This window comes from Nostoc sp. 'Lobaria pulmonaria (5183) cyanobiont' (assembly GCF_002949795.1).
Taxonomy (GTDB): domain Bacteria; phylum Cyanobacteriota; class Cyanobacteriia; order Cyanobacteriales; family Nostocaceae; genus Nostoc.
In genome coordinates this window covers 4,499,063-4,517,313 of record NZ_CP026692.1, presented here as the reverse complement: position 1 = coordinate 4,517,313, position 18,251 = coordinate 4,499,063, and the positions used below count along the sequence as shown (strand labels likewise).

At 43.0% G+C, this 18,251-nt stretch carries 24 protein-coding genes and 1 other RNA gene; 10 read left to right on the top strand and 15 right to left on the bottom strand.

Features of this window, described 5'->3' with window-relative positions; genetic code table 11:
• Positions 1–57 precede the first annotated feature (57 nt).
• Positions 58–720: a LuxR C-terminal-related transcriptional regulator gene (locus tag NLP_RS19855; RefSeq protein WP_104907889.1), complete on the bottom strand. Its 663-nt coding sequence runs from the start codon at positions 718–720 to the stop codon at positions 58–60.
• Positions 721–831: 111 nt separating this feature from the next.
• Between NLP_RS19855 and NLP_RS19850 the strand changes: the two genes are divergently transcribed.
• Together NLP_RS19850 and NLP_RS19845 are read left to right on the top strand one after the other, a co-directional pair.
• Positions 832–1,248 (top strand): DUF6220 domain-containing protein, encoded by a 417-nt coding sequence (locus NLP_RS19850; RefSeq protein ID WP_104907888.1) that lies wholly within the window; start codon positions 832–834, stop codon positions 1,246–1,248.
• A 56-nt stretch (positions 1,249–1,304) separates the two neighbouring features.
• Positions 1,305–2,138, top strand: coding sequence for a sulfurtransferase (locus NLP_RS19845; protein ID WP_104907887.1), 834 nt, complete (start codon positions 1,305–1,307; stop codon positions 2,136–2,138).
• Positions 2,139–2,214: 76 nt separating this feature from the next.
• Here the strand turns inward: NLP_RS19845 and NLP_RS34255 are convergent, their stop codons facing one another.
• Positions 2,215–2,367, bottom strand: coding sequence for a hypothetical protein (locus NLP_RS34255; protein WP_234016994.1), 153 nt, complete (start codon positions 2,365–2,367; stop codon positions 2,215–2,217).
• Positions 2,368–2,788: 421 nt separating this feature from the next.
• Here NLP_RS34255 and NLP_RS19835 point away from each other — a divergent pair, with 421 nt between their 5' ends.
• The 3 genes from NLP_RS19835 (at position 2,789) to NLP_RS36165 (ending at position 4,443) form a co-directional block, all read left to right on the top strand.
• Positions 2,789–3,913, top strand: coding sequence for a site-2 protease family protein (locus NLP_RS19835; protein ID WP_104907885.1), 1,125 nt, complete (start codon positions 2,789–2,791; stop codon positions 3,911–3,913).
• 108 nt (positions 3,914–4,021) lie between these two features.
• Positions 4,022–4,132 carry an IS1/IS1595 family N-terminal zinc-binding domain-containing protein gene (locus NLP_RS36170; RefSeq protein ID WP_442946629.1) on the top strand — a complete coding sequence of 37 codons (111 nt, stop codon included), beginning with the start codon at positions 4,022–4,024 and terminating at the stop codon, positions 4,130–4,132.
• A 56-nt stretch (positions 4,133–4,188) separates the two neighbouring features.
• On the top strand, positions 4,189–4,443 hold the full coding sequence (locus NLP_RS36165; protein WP_442946628.1) for a hypothetical protein: 255 nt from the start codon (positions 4,189–4,191) through the stop codon (positions 4,441–4,443).
• A gap of 376 nt (positions 4,444–4,819) precedes the next feature.
• Here NLP_RS36165 and ssrA read toward each other — a convergent pair.
• From ssrA to petL, 10 genes are all read right to left on the bottom strand, one after another.
• Positions 4,820–5,210, bottom strand: a transfer-messenger RNA (tmRNA) gene (gene ssrA / locus NLP_RS19825).
• A 170-nt stretch (positions 5,211–5,380) separates the two neighbouring features.
• Positions 5,381–6,328 (bottom strand): F0F1 ATP synthase subunit gamma, encoded by a 948-nt coding sequence (locus NLP_RS19820; RefSeq protein WP_104907884.1) that lies wholly within the window; start codon positions 6,326–6,328, stop codon positions 5,381–5,383.
• Positions 6,329–6,423: 95 nt separating this feature from the next.
• A complete protein-coding gene (atpA, locus tag NLP_RS19815) occupies positions 6,424–7,944 on the bottom strand; it encodes a F0F1 ATP synthase subunit alpha (protein WP_104907883.1) in 1,521 nt (506 codons plus the stop codon).
• Positions 7,945–8,086: 142 nt separating this feature from the next.
• Complete coding sequence (atpH, locus tag NLP_RS19810) at positions 8,087–8,641, bottom strand: ATP synthase F1 subunit delta (RefSeq protein ID WP_104907882.1); 555 nt, start codon at positions 8,639–8,641, stop codon at positions 8,087–8,089.
• Entirely contained in the window at positions 8,638–9,210 is a 573-nt protein-coding gene (locus NLP_RS19805) for a F0F1 ATP synthase subunit B (protein WP_104907881.1), read from the bottom strand. The genes atpH and NLP_RS19805 overlap by 4 nt, the downstream gene beginning before the upstream one ends.
• A 184-nt stretch (positions 9,211–9,394) precedes the next feature.
• Complete coding sequence (locus NLP_RS19800) at positions 9,395–9,826, bottom strand: F0F1 ATP synthase subunit B' (RefSeq protein WP_104907880.1); 432 nt, start codon at positions 9,824–9,826, stop codon at positions 9,395–9,397.
• Positions 9,827–10,014: 188 nt separating this feature from the next.
• A complete protein-coding gene (atpE, locus tag NLP_RS19795; protein WP_012411162.1) occupies positions 10,015–10,260 on the bottom strand; it encodes an ATP synthase F0 subunit C in 246 nt (81 codons plus the stop codon).
• Between the two features lie 149 nt (positions 10,261–10,409).
• Complete coding sequence (gene atpB, locus NLP_RS19790; protein WP_199784654.1) at positions 10,410–11,171, bottom strand: F0F1 ATP synthase subunit A; 762 nt, start codon at positions 11,169–11,171, stop codon at positions 10,410–10,412.
• Between the two features lie 60 nt (positions 11,172–11,231).
• Entirely contained in the window at positions 11,232–11,672 is a 441-nt protein-coding gene (locus tag NLP_RS19785) for an ATP synthase subunit I (protein ID WP_104907879.1), read from the bottom strand.
• Positions 11,673–11,942: 270 nt separating this feature from the next.
• Positions 11,943–12,038 carry a cytochrome b6-f complex subunit PetL gene (gene petL / locus NLP_RS19780; RefSeq protein ID WP_084227316.1) on the bottom strand — a complete coding sequence of 32 codons (96 nt, stop codon included), beginning with the start codon at positions 12,036–12,038 and terminating at the stop codon, positions 11,943–11,945.
• Between the two features lie 214 nt (positions 12,039–12,252).
• On the opposite strand from petL, the gene aroB reads away from it, so the two are divergent.
• A complete protein-coding gene (gene aroB / locus NLP_RS19775; RefSeq protein ID WP_104907878.1) occupies positions 12,253–13,344 on the top strand; it encodes a 3-dehydroquinate synthase in 1,092 nt (363 codons plus the stop codon).
• A 285-nt stretch (positions 13,345–13,629) separates the two neighbouring features.
• The gene (locus NLP_RS19770; RefSeq protein ID WP_104907877.1) at positions 13,630–13,950 is read left to right on the top strand and encodes a hypothetical protein; all 321 of its coding nucleotides are present in this window, start codon (positions 13,630–13,632) and stop codon (positions 13,948–13,950) included.
• A gap of 157 nt (positions 13,951–14,107) precedes the next feature.
• Here the strand turns inward: NLP_RS19770 and NLP_RS19765 are convergent, their stop codons facing one another.
• Together NLP_RS19765 and NLP_RS19760 are read right to left on the bottom strand one after the other, a co-directional pair.
• The gene (locus tag NLP_RS19765; protein WP_104907876.1) at positions 14,108–14,323 is read right to left on the bottom strand and encodes a hypothetical protein; all 216 of its coding nucleotides are present in this window, start codon (positions 14,321–14,323) and stop codon (positions 14,108–14,110) included.
• A gap of 362 nt (positions 14,324–14,685) precedes the next feature.
• Positions 14,686–15,162 (bottom strand): GAF domain-containing protein, encoded by a 477-nt coding sequence (locus NLP_RS19760; protein ID WP_104907875.1) that lies wholly within the window; start codon positions 15,160–15,162, stop codon positions 14,686–14,688.
• Between the two features lie 179 nt (positions 15,163–15,341).
• Between NLP_RS19760 and NLP_RS19755 the strand changes: the two genes are divergently transcribed.
• From NLP_RS19755 to NLP_RS19750, 3 genes are read left to right on the top strand one after another with little or no spacing between them, the layout of a single operon-like run.
• Positions 15,342–15,884, top strand: coding sequence for a Uma2 family endonuclease (locus NLP_RS19755; RefSeq protein WP_104907874.1), 543 nt, complete (start codon positions 15,342–15,344; stop codon positions 15,882–15,884).
• A 33-nt stretch (positions 15,885–15,917) separates the two neighbouring features.
• A complete protein-coding gene (locus NLP_RS35600; protein WP_267894879.1) occupies positions 15,918–16,046 on the top strand; it encodes a hypothetical protein in 129 nt (42 codons plus the stop codon).
• Positions 16,047–16,096: 50 nt separating this feature from the next.
• Positions 16,097–16,843, top strand: coding sequence for a DUF561 domain-containing protein (locus tag NLP_RS19750; protein WP_104907873.1), 747 nt, complete (start codon positions 16,097–16,099; stop codon positions 16,841–16,843).
• A gap of 78 nt (positions 16,844–16,921) precedes the next feature.
• Here NLP_RS19750 and NLP_RS19745 read toward each other — a convergent pair whose 3' ends face one another.
• On the bottom strand, positions 16,922–18,070 hold the full coding sequence (locus NLP_RS19745; RefSeq protein WP_104907872.1) for a DegT/DnrJ/EryC1/StrS family aminotransferase: 1,149 nt from the start codon (positions 18,068–18,070) through the stop codon (positions 16,922–16,924).
• Positions 18,071–18,251 lie beyond the last annotated feature (181 nt).

The following is an 18,251-nucleotide window of genomic DNA, read 5'->3' as shown; positions in this document are numbered from 1 at the left end:
TTTTTTCGGTGACATAAGCAGAGAAATCTAGGATTAATGAGGCCAATAAAAGGTTATTTATTTTGAAACTGTGGAAAGTTTTGCAACCATGTGAGCACGAGATGAAACCTCAAGCTTGCGAAACATCCTTTTTAAGGCTTGCTTGACAGAGTTTTCAGTAATCCAAAGTTCAGCACTAATTTCTGCATTAGTTTGTCCTTGAGCCACCAAGGAAGCAATTTGCATTTCACGAGGCGTTAAACGCTTTGTCTGTAATAGTGGTTGTTGCAATCGCGCCATTGCTACCCAAGTAGAAATGTGCAGACAAAGCGCACTCAAATCTGTAAGATTTTGTGAATCAAATGCAGGCATTCCTTGCTGACGCGTCAAACCTACCACACCCACTAACTCACCATTGCTGACAATTGGCCCTGCCATGACGTGCCAATGATCGGCACGAGGACAAATCAACTTCCATGTTTTTGGTTCTACTACTAAAGCTTCATGAACAGGGGCATGGCGTTCTAACAAGTAGCGTGCAACTGGATTGTGTTGAGGTGATAAGGCAATTTGCAGTGCTTTTTGAATCTTGCTGTCAACTAAATAAATTTGGGCAAAGAAAAATAGTCCACATCGTGTAGCTGAAAAATACTCACTCATTTCTGCGGATATGTGCGATCGCAAAGTCTGTTCATCTTGAGCTTGAGCAATTCCATGAAATAGAGCTTGTAAGGCAACCATGATTTGCAAAGTGTACTCGTTCGAGGTCTAGGCGCAGTATCGCAACCAGACTTATCTTAGCTTTAGTCACACCAAGTCAAATCTTTTGTTTGGTTTTTGGAATTACTTCAGATGACTGTAAATTCTGGCATTGATGACACACAGATATCCGGGCGCTGGATTCAAATCAGTTTTTTGATTGCAGCAGTGCTTTTCAATCTCTGTTTAATAATCCAAATATTCAGTGTTGGACTGGCTTATTTTTACAACTCTGATTGGTGGAATCTTCATATTTGGCTCGTGCGAGGATATGGCGGACTCTCACTAATTTTGTTGATATGGGTGTTTTTAATTCCCTTTCCTCGAAGAGTCCGAAACCTGACAGTAAGTTTGCCAGTGCTGCTGGGACTGCAATTTCTCACAATTTACTTGCATTCTTTGCCTTTAGCAGTATTCCACCCACTCATCGGCTTTTCCTTATTCTCTATTTCCACAACCTTAGTGCATCGGACATCACACATCGTATTTCCCAACTATAACCAAGACTAAATCGTTGAGGAAACACAACTTTCAATTCTTTTCGCGCTATTACAGGAGAAATATAAGTGTCTCAATACGCCGATCCATCTGTTATCGTTGATACCCAGTGGCTTGCAAATCATCTTAACGATCCAAACATCCGCATTATTGAAGTGGATATGAGTCCAGAGCCGTACAAAAATGCTCACATACCTGGTGCTGTCTTCTGGAACATTTTTGCAGACTTACTCTTGCCCGATTTGAAGATGAATTTGGATGCGATCGCTTTTGAAAAGCTGATGGCACGTTCAGGCATCACCAATGACACCACAGTGATTGCTTATGGCAGTTATCCGGGAACAGGAGCCTGGATTTTCTGGTTGTTGAAAGTCTTTGGTCATGAGAATATACGAGTTCTCAATGGCGGCTACCAAAAATGGAAATCAGAAGGTCGTCCACTAGCAACTGAATTATCTACGTTTGCTTCTACTGATTACTGTGCTAGAGGTATTGATGCTGATCTGCGAGTATTACACAATGAAATTCAGGTATCGATAGGTAGAAGCGATCGCGTGTTGGTAGATGTCCGAACACCTCAAGAATATTCTGGTGAGTGGTTTTTCGATCAGCCACCACAAGAAGGTCAACTCACTGGACATATTCCCGGTGCAGTGCATCTTGAGCATACCTTAATTCTCAATGAGGATGGAACTTTTAAATCATTCAACGAATTGAAAAATCTTTATGACAGTAAGGGCATTACGGCTGATAAAGAAGTGTTTCCCTACTGTACTATCGGTGGGCGTTCTGGATATATCTGGTTTGTGTTGAAGTATTTATTGGGTTATCCGAATGTTCGGAATTACGATGGCTCTTGGAATGAGTGGAGTCGCCTGCCAGATGTAGCGATCGAGAGGTAGTGAGATAAATCGTTAACGTGGCGAAAGAACTCTGCGAATTAAACAAGGCAATACCCTGCAATGCCAATGCGTCGGCTTACATTGTTAATGCATCAGCTTGCATTGTTAATGCGTCGGCTTGCATTGCTAATGCGTCGGCTTGCATTGCTAATGCATCAGCTTGCATTGTTAATGCGTCGGCTTGCATTGTTAATGCGTCGGCTTGCATTGCTAATGCATCAGCTTGCATTGTTAATGCATCAGCTTACATTGTTAATGCGTCGGCTTACATTGTTAATGCATCAGCTTGCATTAAAAACGCTACACTTTTACGCAAAACTGTACTTAGTTATTACTAGAGTTTATCTTGTTTATTCCCTAGTACAAGGCGGCAGAAATAAACTTACCATTTCATTACAGCCAGAAAGCCCAAAATGAAAGCTTTTTAACTTTTGATTTTTGACTTTTGACTTCCGCCTTGCGGTACTAGTCCTCTAGTAACCGCTTGAAGATGTCATTACTCTTGCTTGCAATATTGCCAATAACCACACCTTTACAGACGGACACCACTACCGCCATGCAAGATTAAAATCTCTTAACCTTTCGTTACAATAAAAACATCGAGAAGGACTAAAGCAAACCTCTCGAAGCTGAAATCAAAGGTGAGCGACATGAATGGCACAATTCGCGTTGGTAATCTCTTCGGAATTCCCTTCTATATCCATCCGTCATGGTTTTTAGTTCTGGGTTTAGTAACTTGGAGCTATAGCAGTGGACTGGCGGCGCAATTTCCCCAATTGTCTACGGGATTAGCTTTGTTACTAGGATTGATGACAGCGCTGATGTTATTTGCCTCTGTCGTCGCCCATGAATTAGGCCACAGTTTCGTTGCGATTCGTCAGGGAATTGATGTCAAATCCATCACACTGTTTATATTTGGCGGTTTAGCAAGCTTAGAAAAAGAATCGAAAACCCCAGGTGAAGCTTTCTGGGTAGCGATCGCCGGGCCGTTAGTTAGCTTATTGCTATGCGGCATCGTTACAGCTATTGGTGTTACTACTGCTGCATCAGGGCCGTTAGCTGCAATTCTTGGTGTTCTCGCTTCTGTTAACTTGGCATTAGCCCTGTTCAACCTGATTCCTGGCTTGCCCTTAGATGGGGGAAATATACTGAAAGCTATTGTTTGGAAGATTACAGGTAATCCTTATAAAGGTGTAACCTTTGCTAGTCGAGTTGGACAAATATTTGGTTGGGTAGCAATTCTTTCAGGTGTACTTCCCCTACTATTATTTGGCAACTCCGGTAACTTGTGGAATTTGTTAATTGGGTTCTTCTTGTTGCAAAATGCTGGTAATTCGGCTCAATTTGCCAGAGTGCAAGAAAAACTCACAGGTTTAACAGCTGAAGATGCTGTAACTCATGACAGCCCGATTGTATCTGCTAATCTTACCTTGAGAGAGTTTGCCGATGAGCGAGTCATAAGTGGGCAAAACTGGCATCGGTTCTTAGTGACTGATGATGATGGACAATTAGTAGGTGCGATCGCAGTTGATAATTTAAGAACCATCCCCACAGCACTGTGGTCAGAAACTCAAGTTAAAGAAGTCATGCGACCAATTACTGAATCTACCACAGTCCAATCAGATCAACCTCTGCTGGAAGTCATGCAGTTACTCGAACAACAAAAACTATCTGTGCTTCCCGTGATTCGCAAGAATGGCGTCCTAGTTGGAATCTTAGAAAAAGCTGCTATTATCCAGCTACTTCAAGGCCGAATCCAACCTAACCCTGCATAAAGACGCAATTCATCGCGTCTATGAAAAAACGGTAAACCCTTGTAGAGACGCGATTTGTCGTGTCTCTACATTTTTATCGTCAAAATTTTGGCGTTGCATAATTAAGAGATGAACTGTCCATATTGTGCATCTAACCTTAGCCCTAATAACGGGCATCGTCGTGGTAAACAAAACTACATCTGTAGCGATTGCGACGTGCGTTTTGCCCCGCTTTGCTAACGCCAATTTCTAGAATCATATTCAAAACGCGGATACAATGACGAAATTAAACAACAATGTCTAACCATGTACGTGAATGGCATTGGTTTGAGACCATTGAGCGGCTGACTGAAGTCAATGATAATACGGTAAGAAATTGGGTTAAAGAAATCGCTCTCAAATTCCCAGATGCGCCTGAACATTCAGAAATTCCTGGATTTGCACAAGTCGATGAACTTGAGACATTTGTTGCTATTCTAAATCAGAAGAAATGCTTAAGCTATCAATTCGATTGTTACTGCACTACCTCCATTATGGATTTGTACCCTTAGTAGCCTAATTCATCCCGCAACGGGAGCAACGCCCTAGATTGTGGTTAACAATCAAGATTATTTTCTTGACAAGTTCTGCTTTGTGCAGAGATAGTACTTGTTGCGCTTCTTTTTGTTACTTGGGCTTGGGCGCTGTTGATGTCTACACGTTTTTGGTTTAAGGTTTGGCGAGAAACTTGTAGAGACACATTAGCACAGCAGGCTAACAGTCCAGTTTCGCATCTTTACCAAAAATTTTGGGCTTAACTCAACGGTATTGCTATATTAGCCGTTGAACTCAAGTTAGCTGTGCATTATAGAAAATTCTGATGAGAATTTACCATAAAACAAAGCCCACTTACACATCATAGTGTCAAGTGGACTTGTTAACTATTTTTAGTGGATCCGAGCAGAGTCGAACTGCTGTCCAAATTGGGTATTGACTCCCCGCTCATTCACAGGTTTAGCCTTTCTGACCCTCAAGGCGGGAATCGTTCATTATCCCGAACGTAGGATGCTCTGATTTGATCTTAGCCAGCAAGCCAACCAGAGAACGCTTGCTAGAGCATCCGTTGGGGTTTGGTCTTCAGTCCTTAACGGAGTCAAACCGAAGACGCTCGAACCTATAAGAGGTGTTTTAGGCTGCTACTAGAGCATCCTTACGAGCAAAGTTAACGATGTTATTCGCATTTACTTTTTGTTTGAGCCTTTGATTTCCGAGAGGAGACTCACTCTCGACCTGAATCACAGAGCAGCGTTCGCCAACCTGTCGAAACCGTGACGGACCCATGCGCTTTATACTTCAATTATAATACGCAATTCTTGAAATGTGTTAATAGACAAAAATTTTTGCTTTATGTTGAAAGTCCCAAATACTAAATAGCCAATTGCTAATCTTAAAATAATTAGCAATTGGCTATATATTACAACGCACTACAAATAAATAATTAGCTATACCTTAAGTTAGTGCTTCAGCACCGCCCACAACTTCAAGGAGTTCTTGGGTAATTGCAGCTTGTCGAGCCTTGTTGTAAGACAGCGTGAGGGTGTTAATCAGTTCACCAGCATTTTCACTGGCATTACTCATGGCTGTCATCCGCGCTGCTAGTTCGCTAGCTGCCGATTCTTGTAGCGCCCGCAATAACTGGTTACTTAGATACAGGGGCAACAGAGAATCGAGAATCTGCACAGGATCTTGCTCGAAAATCATGTCAGGAGCCAACGTGCGGACTTGGTTAGTCACTTTCTCCCGTTCAACTTCAAATTTACCACCACGGGTTGTCAAGCGGAAGATTTCGTCATCGGCTGCTTCTAGACCTTGTGGATCGAGGGGCAGTAAGGTTTGGATCACAGGACGCGAGCTAACCAAGGAAAGGAATCTGGTGTAGATTAATTCGATGCGGTCAACTTCTTCCGAAAGGAACAAGGAAAGTAGTTGGTCAGCAATCTGATTGGCTTCCGCTGCGGTGGGAATTTGCTCTAAGCCGCTGTAAGTAGCATCAATGGGCTGATCGCGGCGTTGAAAGTACTGTGTAGCTTTGCGTCCGACAAGCACAAATTGATAGTCTAAACCTTCTGCCTTGATTTCTTTGGCGCGGTTTTCTGCACGACGGATAACGTTATTATTGTAGCCGCCGCATAGACCGCGATCGCCTGAAATTACCAACAGCCCAACGGACTTAACTTGGCGTTTTTTCAGTAGTGGTAGGTTTGCTTCTTCAAAGCGCAGACGGCTTTGCAAACCATATAATACTTGTGCCAAGCGATCGGCAAAGGGCCGAGTTGCTAGGACTTGTTCTTGCGCCCGACGTACTCTAGCCGCAGCTACGAGGCGCATGGCTTCTGTGATTTTTTTGGTGTTTTTGACCGACTGAATGCGATCGCGTATTGCTTTTAAATTGGCCATATTTTTTTCCTTAGTAGTTAGTCATTTGTCCTTTGTCATTAGTCACTAGTCATTAGTTCTGTACCAATGACCAATAACCAATGACTAATAACTAATTACGCTGTAGCTTTGAAGGTCTTCTTGTATTCGGTAAGTGCTTCCTTCAAAGCAGCTTCTTCTGCGTCACCTAGTGCTTTAGATGCTTGTACTCCTTGGGCATACTGGGTTTTCCCAGTCTTTAAGTACTCACGTAGACCGGCGGTGAAGGTAGTTACTTGATTTACAGGTACGTCATCTAAGTAACCATTAATTCCAGCATACAAAATTGCTACTTGCTCGTATACCGAGAGTGGGGAATTTTGTGGCTGCTTGAGGAGTTCGCGTAACCGTTGACCCCGTGCTAACTGGTCTTGAGTGGCTTTATCTAAGTCAGAAGCAAATTGAGCGAAGGCTTGCAGGTCGTCAAATTGGGCTAGTTCCAATTTAATCTTACCGGCAACTTTTTTCATTGCCTTAGTTTGAGCGGCAGAACCCACGCGGGATACTGAAATACCGGGATTTACAGCCGGACGGATCCCAGCGTTAAACAAGTCCGAAGACAGGAATATCTGACCATCGGTAATAGAAATTACGTTGGTGGGGATGTATGCTGAAACGTCACCAGCTTGGGTTTCGATAATTGGTAGGGCGGTCATACTGCCTTTACCTAATTCGTCACTCAGCTTTGCGGCTCTTTCTAACAAGCGGGAGTGGATGTAGAATACATCTCCGGGGTACGCTTCGCGTCCGGGTGGACGACGTAGCAGTAGAGACATTTGGCGATAAGCTTGGGCTTGCTTGGAGAGGTCATCATAAATTACCAGCGTAGCTTTGCCTTTGTACATAAAGTACTCAGCAATAGTTGCGCCTGTATACGGAGCGAGGTATTGCAGGGTAGCTGGTTCACTGGCACTAGCGGCGACGACGACGGTGTAATCCATCGCGCCTTTTTCTTGCAATGTCTGCACCACGTTAGCTACGGTGGAAGCTTTTTGACCGATCGCAACGTAGACACAAACTACATCTTCTTCTTTTTGGTTGATGATGGTGTCAATAGCGATCGCAGTTTTACCGGTTTGGCGATCGCCAATAATCAATTCCCGCTGACCACGACCGATGGGAATCATTGAGTCAATAGCTGTGATACCCGTTTGCATGGGTTCGTGTACAGACCGACGAGCAATGATACCAGGTGCTGGAGATTCAATCAAACGATTTTCTGAGGATTTGATGTCTCCCTTACCATCGATGGGGCGACCTAAAGCGTCTACGACTCGTCCAATTAAGGCTTCTCCGACCGGTACTTGGGCAATTCTACCAGTAGCGGTTACGGAGCTACCTTCTTGAATTTCTATCCCTTCACCCATCAGCACCGCGCCTACGTTGTCTTCTTCTAAGTTCTGGGCGATGCCAATTGTGCCATCTTCAAATTCCAAAAGTTCCCCAGACATAGCCTTTTCCAGACCATAAATCCGGGCAATACCGTCACCAACTTGGAGAACAGTACCAACGTTAGCAACTTTGACCTCTTGATCGTATTGCTCGATTTGTTGTTGGATAATGCTGCTAATTTCGTCAGGTCTAATTGATATGCTCATGTGTCTATCTTTTTTGCTTTCGAGACGGAAAAATTAATTCAGTTAGGAGTTAAGAATTAAAGATGCCAAAATTACAAGTTAAAAGTCAAAATAAATTACTATTTACTTAACTCCTAACTACTAACTCCTAACTTCTAACTTTCTAACTATTAGTTAGGCGCAATGAAAGGCGGCGCAACTGACCCCGGATACTAGCGTCAATTACCTGCGAACCTACTTTAATGATCACACCACCAATTAACTCGCTGTCTACCCTGGCTTCTAGTTCTACCTGGCGAGCATTCGAGATGGCGATGACCTTTTGGATGATTGCCTGCTGTTGAGCTTCTGTGAGGGGAACGGCTGAAATTACTTCCGCTAATACGGTTTGATTCAGCTGCCGCAACAGCGCCAGATATTGTTGAAAAATTGATTCCAAGAATGCAATGCGCCGTTTATCTACCAATATCAGCAAAAAATTGCGTAAGTAGGGGTTAGCGCCTTCACCGAGTATTTGTTTGATCAGAGATTTTTTGTTCTCAGACTGAATAAACGGGTTGCTGAAGAAGTTGTGTAGCTGTTTGTCTGCCCTGAGTAGTCCCAGGAAAGTACGCGCATCTTCCCCAAACTCTTCTGTCAAATTTTTCGATTGCGCTATTGACAAAAGTGCCTGTGCGTAAGGTTGGGCTACTTCGGCTGCCGCTACCTGACTTGTCATACATTGCCTCCCAGTTGTGCGATGCTGCGGTCAATTAAACCTTGTTGAGCATCGTCGGCAATCCCGCTTTTGAGTTGCGATTCGACTTTTTGCAATGCTAGTGTAGCTACCCGTTGCCGCAGTTGAGCGATCGCTCGATCAGTTTCACTGTTTAAATCTGCTGCTGCTGTTTGTTTCAAGCGTTCTACGTCTTGCACTGCCTTCGCTAACAAGGCTTCTTTCGCCTTTTGGGCGTTTTCTACGGCCGATTGGCGGATGCGTTCTGCCTCTGCCTGAGATTGCTTTAATTGCTCTTGCGCTTGGGAAAGAGCAGTTGAAGCCTCTTTTAAGCGCCCTTCTGCTTCCTGAATTGCAGTGGCAATATTGGATTGTCGCTCGTTCAGGATATTGCTTAAAACTTTACGTCCGAAGTAGAATAGTATGCCAATCAGAATCGCTAGATTAATCAGATTGGTTTCAAAAATGTCTAGGTTTAGACCGAAACCACCTTCTGCTGCGCCTTCTGCCAATTCAGAGTGAACAGCGTTTGCTTCTGCGGCAAGTAATAAGAATGTCCCCATGATACCCATTTACAAGTGCGCTGCTCGCTTGCTAATACGTTGTATTTTCCCGAAAGGAAATTAAGTATCTTTCCCGAAGGAAATTTAAGTATCTTTTCCCAGAAGGGAAAAAGTGCCTTTTTCGACACTTAATTAAGCGCTCTGGACTAGGGGCCAGTTGCGCGTATGCTTTCACCGAACCAGTCTAGTTAGTTTATCTAACTGGAGTTGGCCCCAATAGTTTTTCTAGAATCTGCCTGCTTAAAGCATCAACTTGTTGCTCTAAGGTGCGAAAAGCTTCCTGTTTTTGTTGTTCTATTTCAACAGCAGCTTGTTCTCGTTGAGTCTGAGCTTCCTTTTGGGCCTCAGCTATTTTCTCGGCAGTAATTTTCTTAGCTTCCAGTTGAGCTGCTTCTACAGTAGCTTGCGATTGTTTGCGAGCGTCTGCGAGTTGCTGCTCATATTCGGTAGCCAAGCGCTCGGCTTTAGCCAAGCTCTCCCGCGCTTCCAAGGTATTCGTTCGGATATAATTATCGCGATCGTCTAGTACTTTGGTCAGTGGCTTATAGAAAATTGCATTCAACAAAGCTGCTAATAGCAGGAATTGCAATGCCATGAAGGGCAAGGTAGCATCGAAATCAAACATTTGTCTCCTCTTTGGCTGGAGTAGCAGTTTTCGTGGCTAGCAACATCATCCAACCTTTCATATTTTTAGAGACCCATAGCCAATAAGGGTCAACTGAACATTAGATATTCTATTTTAAGATACCCAAAACGTTTCGATTGTAGAGGCGTGATGGTTCACGTCTCCACACTCACAAAAATTTTCAGGTATTAACCGAAGGGGTTAGCAAACAGCAATACCAGGGCAATTACTAGACCATAGATAGTCAAGGATTCCATGAATGCTAAGGTTAATAGCAAAGTACCGCGAATTTTTCCTTCTGCTTCAGGTTGACGAGCAATACCTTCTACTGCTTGTCCAGCAGCGTTTCCTTGACCAATACCAGGGCCAATTGCAGCTAAACCAATCGCTAAAGCAGCAGCGAGAACTGAAGCAGCCTGAACTAATGGATCCATGTTGATTTTCCTTGCTTTGATTACAAAACTAACAGACATTACGTTAACGATTAGAAACGTGATTTTCACGCTGCACATGAGTTCTTTGATCGCGCTTTGCGATATTTTGAGCAAATATGCTCTGGGAACTGTGCTATCAGCTGAGAAGTTTAATGCTCCTCATGTTCTTCTCCACCATGTCCCTCCATTGCCTCATGAATGTATGCTCCGGCTAGGGTGGCGAAAACCAGGGCTTGAATGGCACTGGTAAATAAACCCAAGGCCATTACAGGCAGAGGTACAAATAGAGGAACTAGCAGCACCAGCACAGCTACTACCAATTCATCCGCCAAAATATTACCAAATAGCCGGAAGCTTAGGGAGAGAGGCTTGGTGAAATCTTCAAGAATTGCGATCGGCAACAAAATAGGTGTTGGCTCTATATATTTCTTAAAGTAGCCTAAACCCCGTTTGCTAAAACCTGCGTAAAAGTACGCTAAAGAGGTCAGCAGTGCCAATGCAACAGTCGTATTGATGTCATTAGTGGGAGCTGCCAATTCACCTGAAGGTAGCCTGATGAGCTTCCAGGGAATTAGCGCACCTGACCAGTTCGATACGAAAATAAACAAGAACAATGTGCCAATAAATGGCACCCAAGGGCGATACTCTTTCTCACCAAGTTGGTTTTTGGCCAAATCACGAATAAATTCTAGGGCGTATTCCATCAAATTCTGGATGCCCTTGGGAATTCTTTGTGCGTTGCGAGTAGCAGCTATTGAAGCCACTACTAGAATACTAATCACAAACCATGAGGTGAGAAAAACTTGCCCATGAATTTTAAGATTGCCCAACTGCCAGTAGAAATGATGACCTACTTCTAATGCGGCGAGGGGAAAAGAATTAAAGGCGTTTAAGACACTAAGCATTTGCATTCTTCAAGCATTTTCCCCAACGAGCGAGGATGGGATTACTATCTTTGTGAGCCTGACTTTTTAAGAATCAGGAATGAACGCAATTTGCACCATATAGACGAGGAGCGTGGCTTTGTAAGTTAGAAATCCCAAAAAAATGGGCAGAATCTGTAGCTCACGCCATTGAGTTGCCACGATCATTATTCCCATAAACAGAGCAAAACGAGTTTTGCTCAGACTGGTTTTTTCACTACCAAGCTGCTCAACATCTCTAGCCAACATTTTTAAGTAAACCACACCTGTACACGCCCCAATTAAATAATTTAGGGCAATGTTTAAGGAATAAAAAATCCACACAGAGATAAAAATAACCCCCGTCAAGACAAGCGTGATTACCAACAATCGCTGGAAGAGTTGATAGAACTCTTGCATGGAGTTACCTGATTCTGTGTCTTCAGAACCAGTTTTAGCATCTTGTTGCGTTGTCGGAGTGGGCGCAATTGATTCGTCAGACAAGCTCACGGGACTTGAAACCAGTACAGTTAAATATGATGACTGCACATTCAGTCAGCTGAATCATATCACGATGCGGTAACAATACTTTAGGAAAAAACAATTAACTTCTTGTCAACATTCAGAGAGTAAGTACCGACAGACTAAAGCCTACAGCACTTTTACCAAGTTCGCCGAGGTGTACTTGGTGAAAAAGTAAGGGTTTTATAGGATATTCATAAATAGAGGGCAGGCAAGATGCCCGCCCCACAAGAGTCTTGGGTTGAATATACCTCTCGATTAAATTATCTTCGCAGTCCGCAGACCGAACAGCAAACCTACAGATAAGCCAAAGAATAAACCCAAGAAGACGACATAAGATACAATTGCAAACATTTATTGCTCTCCAGAATACTTCCTAAATCTATTGAATCATTAGTTGTTGGGAATTGGGCATGGGGCATTGGCCATGCGGGTAGAGGAGAAATAGTTACTGCAACTTCTCCCCCTGCTTCCCTGGTTCTTACCAATCCCCAATCCCCAATTTCCTATGCCCATTTCCTAGATTGCGATACAATACAGCCCACGGGCGCTTGTTTGGGGTTGGGCAATGACTTCTGTAATTAATGTAAATCTACCAGAGCAGTCTTATGAGATTGCGATCGCACCTTCAAGTTTAGATCAACTGGGTCAACAGATGGCCAGTCTGAAACTGGGCAAGAAGGTATTGCTGGTTTCTAATCCGACGATTTTTAAGCATTTTGGCGAAAGAGCAATTACATCCCTGACATCTGCTGGATTTGAAGTTGCTAGCTGCACTCTACCACCTGGTGAACGCTACAAAACCCTCAATTCCATCCAAAAACTCTACGATATCGCCTTAGAAAACCGCCTAGAACGTTCTTCTACTATGGTAGCTTTGGGCGGAGGTGTAATTGGCGATATGACTGGCTTTGCGGCTGCAACTTGGCTACGCGGTATTAATGTTGTCCAAGTGCCTACCTCTTTGTTGGCGATGGTAGATTCGGCAATTGGCGGCAAAACTGGCGTGAATCATCCCCACGGTAAAAACTTAATTGGGGCATTCCATCAACCGCGCTTGGTTTTGATTGACCCAGATGTGTTAAAAACTCTACCTATGCGTGAGTTTCGAGCAGGGATGGCAGAAGTTATTAAGTATGGTGTGATTTGGGATGCCGAATTGTTTGCCCAGTTGGAAGCAAGTAAACGCCTCGACCAACTCCGCTATGTTAAACCTGACCTAATAACCAGCATATTAACGCGTTCTTGTCAAGCTAAAGCTGATGTTGTTGGCAAAGATGAGAAAGAAGGGGGATTACGCGCAATTCTCAATTATGGACACACCATCGGTCATACAGTAGAAAGTTTGACTGGTTATCGTTTAGTAAATCATGGCGAAGCAGTGGCTATTGGTATGGTAGCAGCCGGTCAAATTGCTGTGGATTTGGGACTATGGCACAAGAAAGACACAGAACGTCAAAATGCTTTAATTCAAAAAGCGGGTTTACCTACTCAGTTACCAGATGGAGTAGATATTGAAGCAATTATTGAGGCGTTGCAGTTAGATAAGAAAGTCCAAGCCGGGAAGGTGCGGTTTGTTTTACCAACAGAGATTGGTGTAGTAACAATTACTGATGAAGTGCCATCGGATATTATTCGGCAAGTGTTGCGAGGAATTTAAACAATTTGAAAAAGAATTCAGGAGTCAGAATAAAAGTTAGTTGCTCCATCCTTCAATTACGAATTAATCAGCCATGATACTCCAAGCAATGAACAAGTTGCTTGAGAACTTGTTTGGCTAATTCAGATGGTAACTGGTTTTACGCCACGCTATACTAATAATCGTTTAGTTGATTAATTCATCCATTTTTAGGAGGTAATTACCAAGCGAATAAGTATACTTTGTTTATAATCATACCAAAACAATATGATTTGAGCCTGCATTTACGCAACAGATGTATTAATCATGTTAAATCTAATATTTACTAAATGTATAAAAATCAAACCATTGGTGGTTTCAACAGCTTTTTTAATAGCTGTACAGACTTCTGCCAATGCTCAACAAGCAGTTCCTAGTTTGACGCCAGCACAAGCTCAACATTTATCCCGTGACTTGGTTCCATATAATTCTCAAGACTTTTTTAGACAAGGAAAAGATTCAATTGCGAGAGAAATTCAAATTCTTAATCAAAGGCAACAGCGCCCAATTAAACCTATTCTTGAGATTGATTTAGTACAGCAAAGCAAAAAACCACATACTCAGCAAAAATCTCAACGTTTTATCTAAATAAGAATCATCACCCTTCTACGGCTCTTTCTTGTCCTGTTAATTCTTAAGCTGTAGTACATAACCTACATCTCCAGGCATCAGAATTACTATGTTCTGTTTTTAGATAACAGAGGTTTTGTATTGTCAATAAACTTTGCAATATAAATTTACAATTTCAATCGTCTAGCAAACTCATCAACGCTTGAATTTCAACGTCTTGCTCTTGTGGCTCTGATAATTGAGACTGTAGCTTTAATAATTGACTCTGCAATTCTTCTGCTACATGAAGCATCTCAGACTCTTGTGCAATTTTTAGCTGATTTTCTTTAATTTTGATTTGTTTAAGCAAGTTATTTTCAACATGAATTGAGTTGTAATGTTGAGCAATCATAGCTTTACATTTATTATCAATCTATGGAGCGCAATTAAATTTTCCACCTATGTATTATTCCATACTTTTGTCATTTTTTAAATATGCCGATGATTTAATCTTGATGTTCATAGTTTTTAGCCCGTTCTATTCTTCTCAAAATTTTGGGAATATTGAATTAAGGACTTCCAGTGAAAAAACATCCCATGTAGGGGGGTACATCTGTGCATTGGTGTCAACTTAAGCTGAAATCTCCTGAATGCATGAGTTTTGCCCTTATACCATTTCACTTTAAGGTTGATACATTTAGGTAAGCAGAGGGGCAGAGGAGAAAAAAACGGAGGATAAATGGAGTATTTTGAAAAAAATAATAGTATTTGATTTTAACTGACGATTTTCCGGCTAATTGCCTCTCCAATCTCCATCAGTGTCTTTTCCTCTTTGGCAGTAAATTCGTAGGAAACCGACTTGGCAATGCCCAAAGTACCATACAATTGGCCATTCAGCATCAGCGGCACCGTAATGGAGCCTTGTACCTTCGTTTCTTTTGCTGAGGGTCTAGCCACTCCTGATTTATCGGTTTGCAGGTTGCAAATCTGTACGGGTCGCTTGCGTTCGGCGGCGACACCAGCCATTCCTTTACCAATAGGAATTACCGTCATTTTAGGCAAAAGCAATTCTGGAATGCCTTGGTAAGCCTTTAGGTGCAATAACTGGCTGTCTCGTCGTCGATCTAGGGTATGGATGCTACCTGTAGAACAGTCGAAAGCGACCAGGATTTCAGTCAGCAGTCGGTTCCAGTCGATAGTAGACTCTTCATCAGTCAGGATATCGAAAATGGTTTTGGTATCTGAAGTCATAGTCGCAGGAAATAAAGTTTGATCGTAAACGCGGAAAATAAATAGGAAAATTCATTTAGCAAAGCCAATCTCCCCTTTCCACATCCTGTGAAAAGTCAGGGGAATTCATGGGGCGATCGCACCTAGAGAAGTCTGTTCTCTCCATAATATAAATACAGACCGTGTGATTTAGAGGTTTTATGTCCCTAACACTTGAAGACTTGGAAAAAATGCAGCAACAGCATCCTGACTTTCGTATGGAACTAGTCAAGGGTAATATTATTGTTATGAGTCCATTAGGATACGAATCAGATGAAGTTGCAGCTGAAATGGTAGCCCAGTTACGTAACTGGGTTAGACCGCGCAAACTGGGACGAACAGCAGCTTCTAGCGCCGGTTTCAGATTGACCAATTCAGATTTGCGCGCACCAGATGCTTCATTTGTTTTAGCCGAACGCTTGCGTCGCAGTCCCAAGTCTTTTGCTCAATTGGCTCCCGATTTGACTGTAGAGGTGAAATCTCCTAGCGGCAATTTAGAGGATCTGAGAGCCAAAATTCAAGAATTTCTGAGTTTGGGAACTAAGGTAGGAATTTTGCTCAATCCAGATGAGCGGATTGTTGAAGTTTACAATTTTGGACAAGAGCCAATAGTACTTCGTGATGGCGATATTTTAACAGCTCCCGAACTGCTCCCAGGATGGGAAGTACTAATTGCAGATTTGTGGCCTCTAGAGTTTGACTAGGATAGTGGTAAAAGACCCTACAGACATAGATGGATGGAACTAGAAGTTTATGCGATCGCTTTCAGTAAAGATGGCAAAACTTTGATTAGTGGTGGTAAGAATAAAATTATCAAAAAATTATCAATATTTGGCAACTACCATAGTGATTTAGTCTCTCATTAACTGAGGGACGGTAGAATATACCTAATTTTCGTAGCTTCAAAAGCCAAACTATGACGATGCATTCCACACTCCAACGTGCATTTACTAACCGCCGCGTTCTCAAAGTGATCAGCGGTTTGAATAACTTCGACGCCGCTAGCGTCGCTGCTACTGTTAAAGCTGCTGATTTTGGCGGTGCTACTTTTGTCGATATTGCCGCCGATCCAGCTTTAGTCCAGCTAGCTAAAAGTTTGACAAATTTACCAATTTGTGTTTCAGCAGTAGAGCCAGATAAATTTGTGCAAGCAGTGGCAGCTGGTGCTGATTTAATTGAAATCGGGAATTTCGATTCCTTCTATGCCCAAGGACGCCGTTTTGAGGCTCTAGAAGTGCTAGCACTGACTAAGCAAACCCGCGCTCTCCTCCCAGAAATCACCCTATCTGTCACCGTTCCCCACATCCTGGAACTAGATCGACAGGTACAGCTAGCAGAAGAACTGGTGAAAGCTGGAGCAGATATTATCCAAACCGAAGGCGGTACTAGCAGTAACCCAGTTCACCCCGGAACTTTAGGATTAATCGAAAAAGCTGCCCCTACCTTGGCAGCAGCTTTTGAGATTTCTCGTGTGGTGTCAGTGCCAGTATTGTGTGCATCAGGCATTTCTAGCGTTACTGCACCGTTAGCGATCGCGGCTGGTGCTGCTGGTGTTGGTGTTGGTTCCGCTATCAACCAACTTAACAGCGAAGTCGCAATGATTGCCGCTGTGCGTGGCTTAGTAGAAGCCTTAGCGACTGCAAGAGTGCTGACTGAGAAGTAGGGCATTGGGCATTGGGCATGGGGCATTGGTTATTAATTACTTTCCTTCGCCCCTTTGCCCCTCTATTCCCCAGTTCCCTCACCCCAAACAATCCTTCAAGGCATAAATCACCTGGTCTTGCTGCTGTTGTGTCAGTTCTGGGAACATAGGCAAGGATATAACCTCATGGCAAGCTTGCTCTGCTATTGGTAAGTCCCCAATTTCATAACCCAGACTTTGATAAACTGGCTGCAAATGTAGAGGATGGGGGTAGTAAATCATTGAACTCACGCCCTGTTCTTGCAATTGACTACGTACCCAATCTCGATATTTGGCACTAGAACCATTGCGCCCTTCGCCTGATATGCGAATAGTATATTGATTCCATACTCCAATACCCCCAGGTAATTCTTGGGGCGGGACAATCCCTGGAACTTGACTAAGGTACTGGTAGTAATAGTTTGCAATATCTCGGCGGCGATCGTTCCAAATATCTAAATAACGTAGCTTAATCTGCAAAATGGCTGCTTGGAGAGCATCCAAACGGCTATTTACACCGATTTCTTCATGTAAGTATCTAATTCTACTGCCATGATCTCGTAGTATTCGCAGTTTAGTGGCGATCGCTGGATCGTTAGTCGTTATTGCTCCGCCATCGCCGCAACCACCAAGATTTTTGGTAGGATAGAAACTAAAGCAACCAATATGTCCAATGCTTCCTACTTTTTGATCGGCCCAAATCGCGCCTGTAGACTGAGCGCAATCTTCAATTATTGACAAATTGTGAGACTGAGCGATCGCCATTAATGATGTCATATCCACAGGTTGTCCAAATAGATGAACCGGGATAATCGCTTTAGTGTTGGGTGTAATCGCCGCTGCGACTTGCTCTACATCTAAATTAAATGTAGTTGCGTCAATATCAACGAAAACAGGCTTTGCACCCACGGCGCTAATTACTTCAGATGTCGCAATAAAGGTAAAAGGCGTTGTAATCACTTCATCGCCTGCACCAACGTCCAAGACTCGTAACGCTAAGTAGAGCGCATCAGTACCAGAATTACAAGCCACACATTCAGTAACAGTATTATAAGCTGCAAACTGTTGTTCAAAGCCTTCGACTAACGGGCCGCCGATATAGCGACCAGAAGCCAAAACCTCTAAGACCGCTGCACTCACTTCTGCTTCGATGGTGGTGTATTGCTGCTTGATATCAAAGGCAGGGATGGGATTTACACTTTGGATCATGAGTTCTCATTTTATCGGGAGATACAAAGGATGCACTTCGACAGTCAATTTTTGCTGATTGAATTGTTAATCAAAGAGGAGCTACTAAAAGACTATCGCCCAAGATACGCATCTATTAGGGTTTTTACTTAAATTGTGGTGCGGTAAACCACTGCACATTTAATTTACAGATAGTAGGCAT